We start from the raw sequence: 17,174 nt of genomic DNA, 5'->3' as shown, positions 1-17,174 counted from the left end.
ATACAAGATCCTCAGGCTTGCCTGAGGATCTTTTTTTTGATGAATATCGGGAATGTGGAAATTTTCTGGCTTAGCATGAAAATGAACAATTATTTTAAAACGAATTTTGATTTTGATGGTGTATTTTAAAATTGGTAAGCTTTGATCAATAATTAAATAATATGTTTGATTTTTATTGATAAATAATATATTATTATTAATTCACTATTGATTTATTTATTATATGTTATTTATGATTCTTTTTATTGATTTTATAATTTAAAAATGTTTATATTTACAGATTGATAACAAAGTGTTATCGTTGTTATTTAATTAATATTGAGAAAACTATGAAGAAAACATTTACTTCTTTCTTTTTCTTCTTTTTATTTGCGGTCACCAGTGCACAATGGAGTCCCGCTGTATTCAGAGGAGAAAAGTCCGGGGCAGGTTCTGATATCAGGAGCTACTACGCACTGGACATTTCTTTACTAAAGTCTCAATTGGCAAAAGCACAGGAAACGGGTAAAAATGCGAAACCCGTTACCATTTCTTTGCCGACTTTAGAAGGAAAAATTGAAAAATTTGCCGTGTACAGCTTTCCTGTAGTTGTAAAAGAACTGGCAGATCAGTATCAGCTTGGCTCCTACGTAGGAGTCGGGATTGATGATCCCGGCAAATACCTCAGGTTCAGCCTGGCGCCCGGTGATTTTCAGTCGATGATCATCAAAGACGGGCACTATGAATTTATAGAGCCTGCAGATAAAAACAAAACGGTTTACGGTGTGCATCCGAAAACTGACAAAAGCAACGAAGGGTTCCTTTGTTCCATGAATGAAAACCGGCTTTCCAAAATGGAGATCGAAAAGCTGTATTCATCAGGGAAATCATTTGCCAACCAGACTACCGATTTTGCCAAATCATCTGACAAAAAATACAGAACGATGAGACTGGCAATGTCTGTGACAGGTGAATATACGCAATACTTCGGAGGAACAGTGGCCGGAGCTCTGACGGCTATTAATGCTACGCTAACCAGATGCAACGGTGTCTTTGAAAAAGATTTTGCCCTCCATCTGAACCTGCAGAATTTCCCGAATGTCATTTATACCAACGGGGCTACCGATCCTTATTCTGATCCGGCCGTAGGAACAGCCGGTGCCAATGCAAACAATGCAAACGGCTGGAATATCCAATTACAGCAGACATTGACTGCCAATGTAGGAAATGCAAATTATGACATCGGCCATTTATTCGGGGATTCCGGAGGCGGTGGAAATGCCGGTTGTATCGGCTGCGTATGTGTTGATCCTACTACAGGAGTACCCAAAGGAAAGGGTTCCGGATTTACGTCTCCCGGCAACGGGATTCCTCAGGGCGACGCATTCGATATCGATTATGTAGCTCATGAAATCGGTCACCAGCTGGGAGCCAATCACACTTTCTCCCACGGTCTCGAGGGTACCGGAGTGAACGTAGAGCCTGGTTCCGGTTCAACCATTATGGGATATGCCGGAATTACGGGAGCCAATACTGATGTACAGGCTCATTCCGATCCTTATTTCCATGCTGCCAGCATCGGTCAGGTACAGGCCAACCTGACAAGCAAAACCTGTGATGTTGAAACAGTGATTACCAATAACCCTCCGGTTATTGCAGCATTGCCAACGTATAATATCCCTAAAGGAACCGCGTTCGTACTGACGGCTTCGGCTACAGATGCTGAAAACGACCCTATGACCTACTGCTGGGAAGAAATGGATAATGCCACAGTAACCATCAACAAAAATAACCTGGGAACCACTACGTCCGGAGCATCGTTCCGGTCTTTCAATCCTACCGCAAGTCCAACCAGGTATTTCCCTAAACTGTCTTCTGTACTGGCCGGGGTTCTTAACAACTCCAACAACGGCTGGGAATCTGTTTCTACTGTTGCCAGAACCACCAATTTCAGAGTAACGGTACGGGATAATAATCCGGTGGCTACCGAGCAGCAGACCCAGTTTGCCAACCAGCAGATCATAGTCGGCAATGACGGTCCCTTTAAAGTAACGACTGCAGCAGCCTATAATAACGGTCCTACCACCATTACCTGGGATGTGGCGAATACCACGGCAAGCCCCTATAACGTGGCCAATGTAAAAATTGATTACACTACGGACAACGGAGTAACCTGGACAGTAGCTACTGCCTCTACACCGAATGACGGAAACGAATCGCTGACACTTGCCGGCCTTACGGTAGGAGGGACAGTGAAAATCCGGGTAAGTGCAGTTGGCAATGTATTTTATGCCATCGGAAGTGTTACCGTATCTTCCCTGTTAAACTGTACAGGAGCGGCACCTACCAATATTACGGTTTCTGCCATCACCCAGACCACGGCCACCGTTTCATGGACTGCCACTGCAAACTCAACCTATGTTGTGCAGTACCGTCCGGTAGGAAGCCCTACATGGATTACCGTTACTTCTGCAGGAAACTCGATCAACCTTACCGGATTAACTGATGGTATCCAGTATCAGGTGCAGGTATCAACGGTTTGTAACGGCGTACAGGGGCCTTTCTCCGCTCCGGTAACGTTTACTACATTAGGACTTACCTACTGTACCATGACTTCGAATAATTTTGCTTCCGAATATATTTCCAATGTTACCGTAACCCCTGTGGGAGCTCCGGTAATGAGCAATAATTCCGCAGGCTCTACGTATACCGATTATTCCAATACGCCAAGCGCATTGGTAAACCTGGTAATCGGCTCCACAGGGAATAACATCTCTGTAACCAAATTCTTCCCGGGAACCCAGTTCAGTGAAGCCGTAGGGGTATGGATCGATTTCAACAGAAACGGCGTATTTGAAACCAACGAGCAGGTAATGAATACTCCTTCGAATACCAATACACCTGTTACCGCTACATTCAACGTTCCGGCAACGGCCTATAACGGTCCTGCTACAACGAGAATGAGAGTTGCGATGAGGTATCTGAGTGCTCCGGTAATGTGCCAGAACTTTAATGACGGGGAAGTGGAGGATTATGCAGTGAAGCTTATTCAGCCGATTGCCTGCACCAGCAATGCTCCGCTGAACCTTACCGTAACAAATATCACGGCAACCTCTGCTTATGTAATGTGGGATCCTGCCGTAGGAGCTACCTATATATTGCAGTACAGACAACAGGGAACAACGGCATGGACTACCGTACCGTTAACCACCAGTGCGTATACCATCAATAACTTGACGGAACAGACACCATATGAAGTGCAGGTCGCTTACGTATGTTCGGGAACTACGGGGACATTTACCGCTCCTTTCCCGTTTACTACGCCGGCAGTCACTTACTGTACCATTACTTCAAATAACAATACGAACGGATATATTTCCAATGTAACCGTAAGTCCAACAAGTTCTTATGTAATGAGCAATAACTCGGGGGCAAATACGTATACCAATTATTCCCCCGATCCTTCAAAGCTGATTACTCTGGTAAGAAATACCAATACCAACAGTATTTCCGTTTCCAAATCCTGGTTAACCACCACTACGTCTTCACTGGCTGTGGGAGCATGGATTGATTTCAACAGGAACGGTATCTTTGAAACCGGAGAAAGGGTAATAAGCACAACAGCGAATACCACCTCTCCTATCACTTCAACTTTCACGGTACCTGCAACATCTTACAACGGTCCGTTAACGCTGAGAATGAGGGTGATTTTCTCTACATCCACTATTAGTGACCCTTGTGCCACTGTAGCGAATGGCGAAATTGAGGATTATGCCGTTAAGATCATCGATCTGGCTCCGTGTACTACGGCTCCGCCTACCTCCGTTACCGTTGCCAACTTAACAGCTTCCACTGCGCAGGTATCATGGATCTCCGCTACAGGAGCTACCTATCAGCTACGGTACAGAACAGGAACAGGTGTCTGGACGGTCATCAATCCGGCTGCCAATCCTTATACCATCATTAACCTGAATGCTGCTACAACTTATGAGGTTCAGGTGGCTACCATGTGTGGCGGTGCTACAGGAGCATGGTCAGGTTCTGTAAACTTCACCACGCCGGCAGCTACTTACTGTACTCCGGTAACATCCTCTGTTACCAACGGATATATCAACAACATTACGGTAACGGGGACCAATACACCGGCCATGTCCAATAATTCAGGGGCCAGCACCTATACCGACTATTCCACCGATCCTAATAAGATCATTACCTTAGCCAGAAATTCAACCGGAAACGTACTTTCTGTAGGAAGAACAATTCTTTCCAGTACGTATTCCACCTATGCATGGATTGACCTGAACGGGGACGGTATATTTGATAACAACCCGATCGGTACAGGTGGAGGTGAAAGGATTATGAATTTAGGCTATTCATCTACCACACCGGTTACTGCTACATTTGCGGTTCCTGCATGGGCTTATTCAGGTACAAACCCTGTAAAAATGCGGGTTATCGTATACTTCCTGACTCCTTCCAATGCCTGCTCACCGCTTACCAGCGATGGCGAAGTGGAGGACTATCGCGTAAAATTCGTAGATATACAGCCTTGTACAACGGCAGCTCCTACCGGCATTGTGATGACCAATATAGCAGCTACCACAGCTACCGTGTCATGGATTTCCGCTACAGGAGCTACTTATCTGGTAAGATGGAGAACGACCAGTCCTGTAGGAACATGGAATGTCTCTCCTTTACCGATCACCGGGAACAGCTATAACATTCCGGGCCTTACGGAACAGACCGCTTATGAAGTACAGGTTGCAACGATCTGTGGTGGGGTACAGGGACCTTGGTCTGCTTCCACACCGTTTACGACAACGCCGATTACGTATTGTAATATGACCGGTACCGGAACCAATGATTTCATTTCCAATGTAACCATGACTTCCGTAAATCCGGGTATTCCTCCGATGAGTAATACTTCGGTTCAGACCAACTACATCAGTTATACTGCTCCTGCCACCCTGGTGAATCTGGAAATCGGCTCTATAGGAAACAAGATTTCTGTCACCAAAGGCTGGGCCTCAGGATCTCAGAGTGATGCCGTATATGCCTGGATCGATTTCAACAGGAACGGAGTTTTCGAAACGGCTGAACTGATTATGAGCTCTGCTGCCAGTACAACTTCTACCGTATCGGCTTTATTCAATGTGCCTTCAACCGCATACAATGGTCCTCTTGCGACAACCATGAGAGTGGTACTGAAGCGTTCCAGTGCACCGATAATGTGCCAGAATGCCATAAACGGAGAGGTGGAAGATTATACCGTAAAACTCAGACCTTGTTCTGTAACGCCGCCTACGAATATTACATTCAACACCATTACCCACACTTCTGCCAATGTTACCTGGACGGTACCATCCGGAAGCCTTACGTTTATTGTAAGATACAGGGTAAGCGGAACAGGACCATGGACAGAAGTTACCGCTTCAACGTTATCAGGAAACCCGCCGCTTAACCTTTCAGGATTGACGCCTGCCACCACCTATGATGTGCAGATTGCTTCAAGCTGCGGAACGACGCCGGGAACCTTTACGGCCATTCAGACTTTCACGACACGATGTGATCCTACGCCTCCGAATGTGACCATAGGTACGATAACGACTACGACAGCAGTAGTAAACTGGGCGCCTGTAGCGGCAAGTGCTACTTATCAGGTACGCTATAGAATCGTAGGCAGCGGAGCTACCGGTTGGGTAACCGTAAACGTAACGGCTGCTCCTTTCAATACCACTACGCTTACAGGCCTGCTTCCGTATACCACGTATGAGGTACAGGTTGCCAATATCTGTAATGGTGAGACAACGGTAAATCCTTGGTCAAACCCTAAAGTGTTTACAACGGAAAGAACGTGCCAGTTACCGCCTCCGGGATTAACCATTACCAATCTGACGCCTACAACGGCCGTAGTAACCTGGGCGCCGTTCCCGGGAGCAACGTATATCCTGAGATACAGAAAAGTAGGAATTCCGAGCTGGACGTCAGTTGCCGTTTCCACCAATACGGTTACCCTTACAGGCCTGCTGGAAACCACGCAGTATGAAATGCAGGTAGTAAACGTATGTAACGGTACACCGGGAACCTATACGTTGCCTTATCTGTTTACTACGCCTACCGTAGTATACTGTCAGATGAGCTCTACTACAAGTACACAGTTTATTTCAAAAGTAACAGTGAGTCCGAACGGTAAGCCGAAGATGGAAAATGCATCAGCAGCATCCACCTATACCGATTATACCGGAGTTCCTGCCAAGTTTATTCAGATGATCCAGGGATCTTCCGATAACCAGATCACCATTGAAAAGAAACTTTCAGGAAACGGAAAGGCTGGAGTAGCAGTATGGATCGATTTCAACAGAAACGGTTATTTCGATATCAATGAAAGGGTTCTGGTATCATCTCCAAGCTCAGACAATACCGTAAGCGGAAGCTTCACAGTGCCGGCAGATGCATTTGTCAGCCTTACAGACTACAAATATGTAGTAATGAGGGTGGCTATGGCCAAAGATGCCATACCGGTAAACTGTAGCAATTTCGCTGACGGAGAAGTAGAGGACTATACTGTAAGGATTACGAAGCAGGTTGTTCCGAATCCACTGAACCAGACGGACATTATGATTTATCCGAATCCTGTTAAATCTGTCCTGTACGTGAAGAATATCAGTAAAAAGGCGAGCTATAAAATCTATAGCGCAGCCGGGCAGCTGGTCGCAGAAGGGGTTCTTCTGAATAACAGCATCAACGTCCATAACCTGATCAACGGTGTATATGTCATCGATATTCAGGACGGGAATGATATTTCCGTTCAGAAGAAGTTCATCAAAGAATAAACAAACGTTATACATTTATTATTAATCAAGGTACAGGCCTCCCACAATGGGAGGTCTGTTTTGTTACAGCCGGGCGGATACAGAATTATGCGGTTTTATTAAAAAGAAAAAGATAGAGGATTACCAGTGCGGCACAGCTGATCCTGTCTGGCAGATCAGGCCGGTAAAGGAAAACCGCCGGATGATTCCGGCGGATTACATTTTAATCGATATCGAAAATCACTTTTTCGGTATGTTCTCTGAGATCATCGAGATTGGTATTGTTGTAGATGATACAGTCGGCCATCTTGATCTTGTCTTTTTCAGGCATCTGTTTTTCCATGACTGCCTGGACTTCACGATAGGTTTTACCATCACGGTCCATTACCCTTTTGATCCTGATATTATCTTCGGCGGTAACCAGCAGGGACTTGTAACACTGCCGGTTCAGCTTCAGCTCAAAAAGCAGGGCCGTCTCTTTAAACACCAGGTATTTGGTCTGCCGGGCTACCCAGTTCTCAAAATCGGTGCGAACGGCAGGGTGAATGATTTCATTCAGCTGTTGCAGCAGTTCCTTGTCATTAAAAACTTTCTCCGCCACAAATTTACGGTTGTACAGGCCGGCGGAGTCATAAGATTCTGCTCCAAGCAGTTCCTTGATCCTGAGCTGCAGCTCATGGCTTTCATTAACGATAAGTTTCGCCCTTTCATCCGAATAATAGACCGGGAATCCGAATTCCTCTATGAATTGGGCTACGGTAGTCTTTCCCGAACCGATTCCGCCAGTAAGGCCGATAATCTTGGGCAACGGTAACGGTTCCGGTTCTGCTTTCGGGCTTTCTGAATATATTTCTTCCATGTTTCAGCAGTTCATTATTAATATCCGAAAACATCATTAAAGCTAAAGGTCTCATCCAGCCGTACTCCTTTTTCAGTCATTTTAAGGCTGGCAAGCTCGTGGTGGGCGTCGTGTTCAAAAAACAGCAGGTATTCATTGTCTATACACTGTTTCATGAATTTTCCTTTTTCTTCCATGGTCAGCAGCGGACGGGTATCATAACCCATGACATAAACCTGGTTGATGTGTCCTGCAGTAGGAATCAGGTCTGCTGCAAAAACAATGGTTTTTTCCTGGTATTGGATAACGGGCAGCATTTGCTTTTCCGTATGGCCGTCTACAAAGATAACATCCATCTTAAGGTCCGGGGCGAAGCCATAATTTCCATTGGAGGGAAGCGGCAGGAAGTTCAGTTGTCCGCTTTCCCTGATCGGGATGATATTTTCTTTCAGGAAGCTTGCCTTTTCTCTGGCGTTCGGTTCTGTGGCCCATTGCCAGTGGTTTTCATTGGTCCAGAACTGGGCATTTTTAAAAGCAGGGCGATAGCCTGTACGGTCATCATTCCATTCAATGGCTCCTCCGCAGTGGTCGAAGTGGAGGTGGGTAAGAAAAACATCGGTGATGTCTTCCTTTACAAATCCGTATCTCTTCAGATTCTTATCTAAGGTATCATCTCCCCATAGCGAGTAATGTCCGAAAAATTTTTCATCCTGCTTATCGCCAAGGCCGCAGTCGATCAGGATCAGTTTTTTTCCGTCTTCTACCAGGAGGGAGCGGGTTCCCAGTTCAATGAGGTTTCTCTCGTCTGCAGGATTGGTTTTTTCCCACAGACTCTTCGGGACGACTCCGAACATGGCACCGCCGTCCAGTTTAAATTTTCCGCACTGTATTGGATATAATTTCATATAATATCAGGTTTTTATACTGTTTATTTTTTAACCGTTTTCATTTTTGCCGCAATCTTCACTGCATTTTCATCCCCCTTCTCCAGATGGGAGATAATGTTGAGTAAATCATCTTGCTTTCTGTTCTGGGAGAGCTTCTGCTGAATGAAAATATCATCCGGTATAATTTTGATGCCAAAGGCTCCTTTCATTTCTTTTTCTACAAAGCTTTCCCCCATATTTTCAACCAGAACAGGGCACTGCTGTGCTTTTTCATATTTCGCAGTGAGTTTTTCCAGATGTCCGTATAATTCTACAGGGTTCATCAGCATCACTTTGCCGTATACCTGTACGGCTTCGTAATTCCAGGTTGATACATTTATATGGTCATACCAGCTGCTTGAAATATAGGTATGGGCTCCCAGAAAATCACACAATACCTCATCTCCGTCCTTCAGGATTTTCGCCTGAGGGTTGGCTTTTGAAATATGGGTTTCAATATACACATTTTCCGGATCGTCTTCATTGAGCATCATCATGGAATGTGTGGCCCGGATCCTGCCGGATGAAGAAATCAGCAGGGCAAAGGCATTTTCCCTGATAATGTCTCTCATCAGATTAAAGTCGTTACTTTTATAAAGGGCAGGAATGTACATGATTTGTTTGCATAAGATTTTCAAAAGCAGTTTCAGGGAGCCAGGTGGAAATAGCGGTCTCAAATTAACATTTATCTGAGCTAAAAAAGTTCTCCGGGATTCCTGGGAACGGCAATATTCAGGTGCTTATAGGCTTTTTCCGTTACTTCACGTCCTCTGGGAGTCCTGATGATGAATCCTTCTTGGATCAGGAAAGGCTCATACACTTCTTCCAGGGTCTCCGGGTTTTCTGCAATGGAGGTCGCTAAAGCGGAGATACCGACCGGTTTTCCCTTAAAGTTTTCAATCATGACCCGCATGATCTTGTTATCCATTTCATCAAGGCCATACTCGTCTACATTCAGGGAATCCAGCGCATATTTGGTAATGTTGATTTCAATTTCGCCGTTCCCTTTGATTTCGGCAAAATCCCGAACCCTTCTCAACAGGGCATTGGCAATTCTGGGAGTTCCGCGGCTTCTTCTGGCGATCTCAATCGCCGCATCTTCATAAATCTTCACGCCCAGCACCCTGGCGCTCCGGATGATGATCATGGATAAGAGTTCAATGGTGTAATATTCCAGCCTGCTCTGAATTCCGAACCGGGCCAGCATAGGCTTGGTGAGCATTCCGCTCCGGGTAGTAGCTCCTACAAGCGTGAAGGGATTCAGGCCGATCTGTACGCTCCGGGCGTTCGGGCCTGTCTCCAGCATAATATCAATTTTATAATCTTCCATGGCAGAATACAGGTATTCTTCCACTACCGGAGACAAGCGGTGGATTTCATCAATAAAGAGAACATCGTTTTCCTCCAGGTTGGTCAGCAAGCCTGCCAGGCTTCCGGGTTTATCCAGGACCGGACCCGAGGTAATCTTGCAGCCGACCCCCAGCTCATTGGCTATAATATTGGCCAGCGTGGTTTTACCAAGGCCGGGAGGGCCATGCAAAAGCACGTGGTCCAGCGCTCCGCCACGTTTCTTGGCGGCCGTTACAAAAACTTCGAGATTTTCCAAAGTTTTCCTCTGTCCGGCAAAATCCTTAAAACTCTGCGGACGGATCTGTTCTTCCTGCATCAGTTCATCGCGGGAAAAATTGTCTTTATCGGGATGTAAAAAGTCAGGCATTAATTCAATTTCATTTACCGTAAAGATAGGAAATTTAGGGTAAGGGACAGATTCCGGAACAATAAAAATTAAGATTTGAGAACCAGAAATATTTTAAGTATTTTTGAGAAAGAAGAAAAATAAAATACCTTGCCGCCATCATAAGCCCGCAGCCGGTTTCCTCGGAAAGGCCGGACTGGAGGAACTCACGGAAAATTCCTGATAACTCCGGCAGATGCCTTGCCGGTATTTGATTTCAGATTTAAAACCACTACATGAAAATTACAGGCCCCTTCAGGCAGGTTATTACCCTTGCCGACCTCCCGTTAAGAGGAAAACTTTCAGACGATCAGCTCGAAATCATCATCGATGGCGGTATCGTTACAGACCACAACACCATCTGCAAGACCGGGAATTTCGAAGCGTTAAAGGCGGAATATCCTGATGCCGAAACGGAAATAATAGAAGGAGTACAGGTTGCGCTTCCTGCTTTCGTTGATTCCCACACGCATATCTGTTTCGGCGGAAACCGGGCCAACGATTTTGCCATGCGCAACGCCGGGAAAACCTATCTGGAAATTGCCGAAAGCGGAGGCGGGATCTGGAGTTCCGTACAGCATACCCGCAGTGCCTCTTCTGAAGAACTGCTGAATACCCTGCTGGAAAGGATACATTTCCTGGTTTCATTGGGAATTACCACCATTGAAATCAAAAGCGGGTATGGACTGGATGCGGAAAATGAGATAAAAATGCTCCGCATCATCAGGCAGGCTCAGCAGCAGACCAAAGCTACCCTGGTTCCGACCTGTCTTTCTGCCCATCTGAAACCAAGGGATTTTGAGGGCAGCAACCGGGAATACCTCAACTACATCCTTACTGAAATTTTACCGAAAGTAAAGGAAGAAGGATTGGCACAGCGGGTGGATATCTTTATTGAGAAATCAGCATTCCAACCTGAAGAAAGCCGGGAATTCCTGATTAAAACTAAGGATTTGGGTTTCAAAATTACGGTACATGCCGACCAGTTTACACCCGGCAGCTCAAGAATTGCCGTGGAAACAGGTGCTGCATCTGCGGATCATCTGGAGGCTACCATTGATGAGGATATTGAATTCCTGGCACAATCCGATACCGTAGCCACAGCCTTGCCCGGTGCAAGCCTGGGCTTAGGGGAAAGATTCACTCCGGCCCGAAAACTACTGGATGCAGGTGCCATCCTGGCCATTGCCAGCGACTGGAACCCGGGATCTGCGCCTATGGGGAATCTGATTGCCCAGGCCGCCATCCTGGCCACGTTTGAAAAACTGACTACCGCTGAAGTGCTGGCAGGGATTACTTTTCGATCAGCATTTGCCCTGGGTCTGGAAGACAGGGGGCGGCTGACTGCAGGTGCCAAGGCTGATTTTGTTACTTTTAAGACGGATAATTTTCAGAACATTCTGTATCAGCAGGGTAGCCTGAAAGCCGAGTCGGTTTATATTGACGGCAGTAAAATATAATGGTGCTCCTGCAGGGATATTCAGGGATAAATAAACCGGAATCAGCGCCATAGAGTATATTGTACCGGCTAAAAAAATAAAAAAGCACAAAAGCTGTTAAAAGAAATTGTAAATTAGGGAGTGTAAGAACAGAATATGTATTCGGATTGAAGCAAATGAAACATTCAGTTCCAAAGCATATACAAAACCATCAGAATCATGGATAACATTTGGCAGGGAAGACGGGATGGAGAAGAACTACTTTTCCACAGGATATTTCAGAGAGTAAGAGAAGAGGAGAGCTATGATGCGGTCTCACCGAATGATTTCGTTCTGCACGGTTTTGCCGTGGATGAAGGCGTCCGGAGAAACAAAGGCCGCCAGGGTGCCAAAGATGCCCCGGATCTCATCCGGAAAAATATGGCCAATTTTCCCGTTATTTTTCCTGATTTTTCCCTGCTGGATTTCGGAAATGTGGAATGCATGGACCAAAACCTGGAGCAGACCCAGAATGATCTTGCAAAAAGGGTTTCCAAGGTGCTGCTGAAGGGCGGAAAATCAGTGGTGCTTGGCGGAGGCCATGAAGTAATGTATGCCCATTATTTAGGCATGAAAACGGCTTTCCCCGAACAGAAAATCGGGATCATCAATATCGATGCCCACTTTGATAACCGGCAGCCGGAAACCGGCATTGGCCCGAGTTCGGGAACCGGGTTCTGGCAGATAGCCAATGAGGGCGATATCCATTCCCTGCATATCGGGATCCAGCGAAATTCAAATACCCTGAAACTATTCGATACCGCTCACCGGTACCATATGAAATATATTCTCGCCGATGAATTGTTCTTTGAAAACCTTCCGTCGGTATACCAACGTATCGACGATCTTTTAAACCATGTAGATTATGCTTATCTTACCATATGTATGGATGTTTTCAACGCTTCCATAGCACCCGGCGTTTCAGCTTCAGCTTACAATGGTATCTTTACGGACGCCGCATTCATGCATTTCTACCGGCATATCCTGAAAAATAAGAAATTGCTTGCATTGGATGTTGCTGAAGTAAATCCGGTCTACGATGTACAGGACAGGACGGCAAGGCTTGCCGCTGCTTTGATCAATGAATGGTTTATGGCATGATTCGGTTTCATAGAAAAAATCATTGTTACAGATCAGAATAAGGAACGGCATTTGTTGCTTACACCGTGCTTTAAACGAAGCAACCTCGATAATTACCTGAATTTAAAATACGGATCAACGTATGGAACAATCAATTGAAAATAAATTACACCAGGCCGACCGGGCATTTTCTCAGTGGAAGAAAGTATCCTTTGAAGACCGCCAGAAACTGATCGCAAAAGCGGCCGGCATCCTGAAAACCAATGCCGAAAAATACGGCACCATTATCACCAGGGAAATGAACAAGCCAATTTCACAATCGGTAGCGGAAGTGGAGAAATGTGCCCTGATGATGAACTATTATGCCGATGCTGAAAATGTTCTGCAGCCGGAGAAAATAGATTCGGAATATCATTATTCGGAAATTCATTTTGTGCCGAAAGGAGTGATCCTGGGAGTGATGCCCTGGAACTTCCCTTTCTGGCAGGTGCTGAGGTTTGCCGTTCCTGCGATACTGGCAGGGAATACAGTGGTACTGAAGCATGCTTCCATCTGTTTCGGAAGCGGAAATGCCATTGAAGACCTGTTCCTGGAAGCGGGTTTTCCGGAAGGGATTTTCCAGAACCTGGAAATCGGTCATAAAGATGTAAGGGAAGTGCTGGAACATGAGACCATAGCGGGCGTAAGCTTAACGGGAAGCGAGAAAGCCGGAGCGGAAGTAGCTTCCATTGCAGGGCAGAAGATCAAGAAGTCGCTGCTGGAACTCGGAGGAAGCGATGCCTTTATTGTTCTGGATGATGCGGATCTGGACGAAGCGGCCAAAACAGGTGCGCAAGCCAGGCTGCAGAATTGTGGGCAGACCTGCGTGGCTGCCAAGAGATTTATCATCGATGAAAAAATTGAAGATGCTTTCCTTCCGAAATTTATTGAAGAATATAAAAAATACGTTCCTGCCGACCCGATGGATAAGGAAACAAAAATTGCCGGCATGGCAAGACCCGATCTTGCGGATGACCTGGAAAAGCAATTTGAAAAGGCACTGGAACACGGAGCGGAAATTATCCTTCCCCTCGAAAGGATTTCGGATAATGAATTCAGGCCCGGCCTCATCAGGGTAAAGGAAGGAAACCCGATCCTTCAGGAAGAGCTCTTCGGGCCCCTTGGGATGGTAATGACAGCCAAGGATGATGAAACAGCCTTACAATTAGCCAACGATATTCCTTTCGGACTTTCCAATTCCGTGTGGACCAACGATAAGACCCGACAGTTGTTTTTCATTGAAAACCTTGAATCCGGAACGGTAAACATCAACAGGATGACCAGCTCGGATCCGCGTTTTCCATTTGGAGGAACCAAATCCTCAGGGTATGGAACGGAGCTTTCACTACTGGCTCTGAAAGAGTTTGTAACGGCGAAGACGATTGTGGGGAACTGACAGCGGATGAGTTGCAATGTACAATGTATGAATGAATAGGTAATGTACATTGTCTTTTATCAAGAAAATCAGGGAAACAAATCCACAGAAAGTGCTGTTTTATGTTACAAAAGAAAGGACAGAACTCCGCCGGAGACTTCTGACGAATTTAATAACGACCGTAAACTTCGGCCATAAAAAACCTCCCGGGTTTCCGGGAGGTTTTTATCATGACAACTGATATATTGTACTTGCCGCTTAAACGGTAGTCAGCCTTAATGTATTGGTTTTTCCTCCTTCATATGACGGAGTTGCATTGATATTGATTACGAAATCCCCGGCTTCGATATATCCGTAATTATGCGTAAGCATATTCACCTGGATGATGGTTTCGTCGGTAGATTTTTTCATGTCGTAATAATAGGCATGTACGCCCCAAAGCAGGTTCAGCATGGTAATAACCCTTCTGTTTCCGCTGTATACGATAATGTGGGAATTCGGCCGGTGTGCTGAAAGCTGGAACGCCGTATAGCCGGAGCTTGTCAGGGTAACGATAGCGGATACATTGGTCGTTTTTGCAATTCGTACGGCGGCAAGGCATACCCTGTTCGTAATAAAGCGTTCATCGATGCAATTGAAGTCTTTTTCTATCGGTTCGTTCTTGTGCTGGTAGAAATGGGTGGTTTCAATATTCTTTACGATTTTTGCCATGTTTTCCACTACCTGTACAGGATATCTTCCTACGGAAGTCTCTCCGGAAAGCATTACGGCATCCGCTCCGTCCAGTACGGAGTTGGCAACGTCATTTACTTCCGCTCTTGTTGGGGTGAGGCTGTTGATCATGGTTTCCATCATCTGGGTAGCGATGATTACCGGTTTGGAATAGAATCTGGCTTTCTCCACCAGTGTCTTCTGGATGGCCGGAACTTCTTCCATCGGAACTTCAACTCCCAGATCCCCGCGGGCTACCATCACGCCGTCGCACTCCAGTAAAATTTCGTCAATATTTTTTACCCCTTCAGGCTTTTCGATTTTAGCGATGATCGGGGTTTTGAATTTTCCGTTAGGATGTTTTGAGATCAGTTCTTTTAGATCGATGATATCCTGTGCATGGCGCACGAAAGAAAGGGCGATCCAGTCTACATCCTGGTCCAGCATAAAATTGGCGTCCTGGATGTCTTTTTCCGTCAAGGCCGGAAGGGAAACATTGGTATTGGGCAGGTTCACTCCTTTTTTAGAGCTCAGCGGGCCTCCCTGGATGGTTTTTGCTTTTACGGTATCGGTAAGGTTGGTTTCCATTACTTCCAGCACCAGCTTTCCGTCATCGATAAGGATTCTTTCGCCTACCTTCACATCCTGCGGGAACTGCTGGTACGTCATATATACTTTCGTGGAATCACCTTCTATTTTTTCGTTGGTAAAGGTCAGAATATCTCCAGGATTAAGGTAAGAACCTTCTTTCACTACGCCTACTCTCAGTTTCGGGCCCTGCAGATCTCCCAGGATGCCTACGGAAAAACCGTATTCCCTGTTGAGGTCTCTGATGATTTGGATATTGGATCGAACTAAGTCGTAGTCTGCGTGGGAAAAGTTGATTCTGAAAATGTCAACACCTGCTTTCATTAACCCTAACATAACTTCCTTCGACGATGAAGCCGGACCAAGTGTTGCGATAATTTTTGTCTTCTTTAAATACTTATTCATAATACTGGATAATTTGATAAAGTTCTTCTTCAGAACCTAATGTATAATCTTGAATCGGAAACACAAGATTTTCAGGGAGCAAAATTACGGAAAAATCAGGAAACTGTTCCGAACTGTGCAAAATATATTGTACTTCTACCTGATTATTTAATAAAAATTTAATGTTCTCCTCCTGTAAGAAGAGCTCTGTGCGTATTTTTTTCTGTTTACTTTCTGATGATTTGTTGGCAATAAAAGTAAAACAGCATCTGGTTACCTGATGGTAAGCCTCAAATCTCGGAAAATGGTAGTCATAAAAAATTCCCTGGATGATCAGATCATCAATGCGTTCAAAGCTCAGGTTGTTTTTCAGATTGACTTTAAAAAAAAACTCATGATCGGGGATATGCTTTGCTAATCTTACCAACCCAATGGCAATATCTTCACATTCTGTATCGTCCGGATCATAAAGCTTTTGAATTTCCAAGGATGTTTTCTTTTTTGTTTAAAATATAAAATGCTCTCTGGGCTGCTTTCTCTTCTGCTTTTTTCTTTGAAGTTTCGGTAGCGTTGGCAATCTTTTCCTCTCCCAGCCATACATGGCAGCGGAAGACTACCGATTTGTTTACCTGGATCTCTTCGCAGGTTTCGTATTTTATATTTAACTTTTTCTTCTGGCTCCATTCGAGGAGGAGGCCTTTGTAACTGACGATCTTGTTTTCAAGCTTGTTGATCTCAGTGGGCGTCAGCAGCTTTTCCAGCACAATCCTTTTGCAGGCGTCATACTGGAAATCCAGGTAGACGGCGCCGATAAGAGCTTCCAGAAGATTTCCGGAGATATTTTCTCCCAGGGCTACTGCGGTCTGCTTCTGCAGCAGATCGGTGAGCTTCAGGTCTTCCCCCAGTTTATTGAGGTTTTTCCGGTTGACGATCTTGGATTTCATCTGTGTCAGGTATCCTTCATTAGCCTGAGGATAGGTATGAAACAGATGGCATGATATGATGGTACCCAAAACGGAATCTCCTAAAAATTCAAGGCGCTCATAATTGCTGTCCTTATTTTTAGAAGAACTTTTCAATGAAAAAGCCTCACGGTAGAGCGCGACATTCTGTATCTCAGTGCCCAGCATCGTATACAGCCTGGTACTGAGAAAGTAGTCTCTCTCCGTTAGTTTTCTTTTTCTTTTGTTGAGAAGGAATTTAGAAAAGTATTTCTGTAACTCCATTCA

Annotated in this window: 11 protein-coding genes; 4 read left to right on the top strand and 7 right to left on the bottom strand. The window is 45.3% G+C overall.

Translation table 11 applies throughout. The features are described from left to right. The first annotated feature begins 329 nt into the window (after positions 1-329). A complete protein-coding gene (locus tag QZ735_RS13990; RefSeq protein WP_294249552.1) occupies positions 330-6,812 on the top strand; it encodes a GEVED domain-containing protein in 6,483 nt (2,160 codons plus the stop codon). Positions 6,813-7,014: 202 nt separating this feature from the next. Here QZ735_RS13990 and coaE read toward each other — a convergent pair whose 3' ends face one another. From coaE to ruvB, 4 genes are all read right to left on the bottom strand, one after another. Beyond that, positions 7,015-7,650, bottom strand: coding sequence for a dephospho-CoA kinase (coaE, locus tag QZ735_RS13985; protein ID WP_294249551.1), 636 nt, complete (start codon positions 7,648-7,650; stop codon positions 7,015-7,017). 17 nt (positions 7,651-7,667) lie between these two features. After that, entirely contained in the window at positions 7,668-8,534 is an 867-nt protein-coding gene (locus tag QZ735_RS13980; RefSeq protein WP_294249549.1) for an MBL fold metallo-hydrolase, read from the bottom strand. A gap of 23 nt (positions 8,535-8,557) precedes the next feature. Further along, positions 8,558-9,169, bottom strand: coding sequence for an FMN-binding negative transcriptional regulator (locus QZ735_RS13975; RefSeq protein WP_294249547.1), 612 nt, complete (start codon positions 9,167-9,169; stop codon positions 8,558-8,560). An 80-nt stretch (positions 9,170-9,249) separates the two neighbouring features. Further along, complete coding sequence (gene ruvB, locus QZ735_RS13970; protein WP_294249545.1) at positions 9,250-10,272, bottom strand: Holliday junction branch migration DNA helicase RuvB; 1,023 nt, start codon at positions 10,270-10,272, stop codon at positions 9,250-9,252. Positions 10,273-10,526: 254 nt separating this feature from the next. On the opposite strand from ruvB, the gene hutI reads away from it, so the two are divergent. The 3 genes from hutI (at position 10,527) to QZ735_RS13955 (ending at position 14,283) form a co-directional block, all read left to right on the top strand. Next, the gene (hutI, locus tag QZ735_RS13965) at positions 10,527-11,750 is read left to right on the top strand and encodes an imidazolonepropionase (protein ID WP_294249543.1); all 1,224 of its coding nucleotides are present in this window, start codon (positions 10,527-10,529) and stop codon (positions 11,748-11,750) included. 198 nt (positions 11,751-11,948) lie between these two features. After that, entirely contained in the window at positions 11,949-12,869 is a 921-nt protein-coding gene (hutG, locus tag QZ735_RS13960; RefSeq protein ID WP_294249541.1) for a formimidoylglutamase, read from the top strand. Positions 12,870-12,990: 121 nt separating this feature from the next. Further along, positions 12,991-14,283, top strand: coding sequence for an NAD-dependent succinate-semialdehyde dehydrogenase (locus tag QZ735_RS13955; RefSeq protein ID WP_294249539.1), 1,293 nt, complete (start codon positions 12,991-12,993; stop codon positions 14,281-14,283). 237 nt (positions 14,284-14,520) lie between these two features. On the opposite strand, the gene pyk is transcribed toward QZ735_RS13955, so the two are convergent. From pyk to rnc, 3 genes are read right to left on the bottom strand one after another with little or no spacing between them, the layout of a single operon-like run. Continuing rightward, positions 14,521-15,966 (bottom strand): pyruvate kinase, encoded by a 1,446-nt coding sequence (gene pyk / locus QZ735_RS13950; RefSeq protein ID WP_294249537.1) that lies wholly within the window; start codon positions 15,964-15,966, stop codon positions 14,521-14,523. After that, a complete protein-coding gene (locus tag QZ735_RS13945; RefSeq protein WP_294249556.1) occupies positions 15,959-16,372 on the bottom strand; it encodes an IPExxxVDY family protein in 414 nt (137 codons plus the stop codon). The genes pyk and QZ735_RS13945 overlap by 8 nt, the downstream gene beginning before the upstream one ends. A gap of 37 nt (positions 16,373-16,409) precedes the next feature. Further along, positions 16,410-17,171 carry a ribonuclease III gene (gene rnc, locus QZ735_RS13940; protein WP_294249536.1) on the bottom strand — a complete coding sequence of 254 codons (762 nt, stop codon included), beginning with the start codon at positions 17,169-17,171 and terminating at the stop codon, positions 16,410-16,412. Between the last annotated feature and the right edge of the window lie 3 nt (positions 17,172-17,174).

Origin of the sequence: uncultured Chryseobacterium sp., assembly GCF_913776365.1 — a bacterium.
Taxonomy (GTDB): Bacteria; Bacteroidota; Bacteroidia; order Flavobacteriales; family Weeksellaceae; genus Chryseobacterium.
This window is presented reverse-complemented; position numbering and strand designations above follow the sequence as displayed.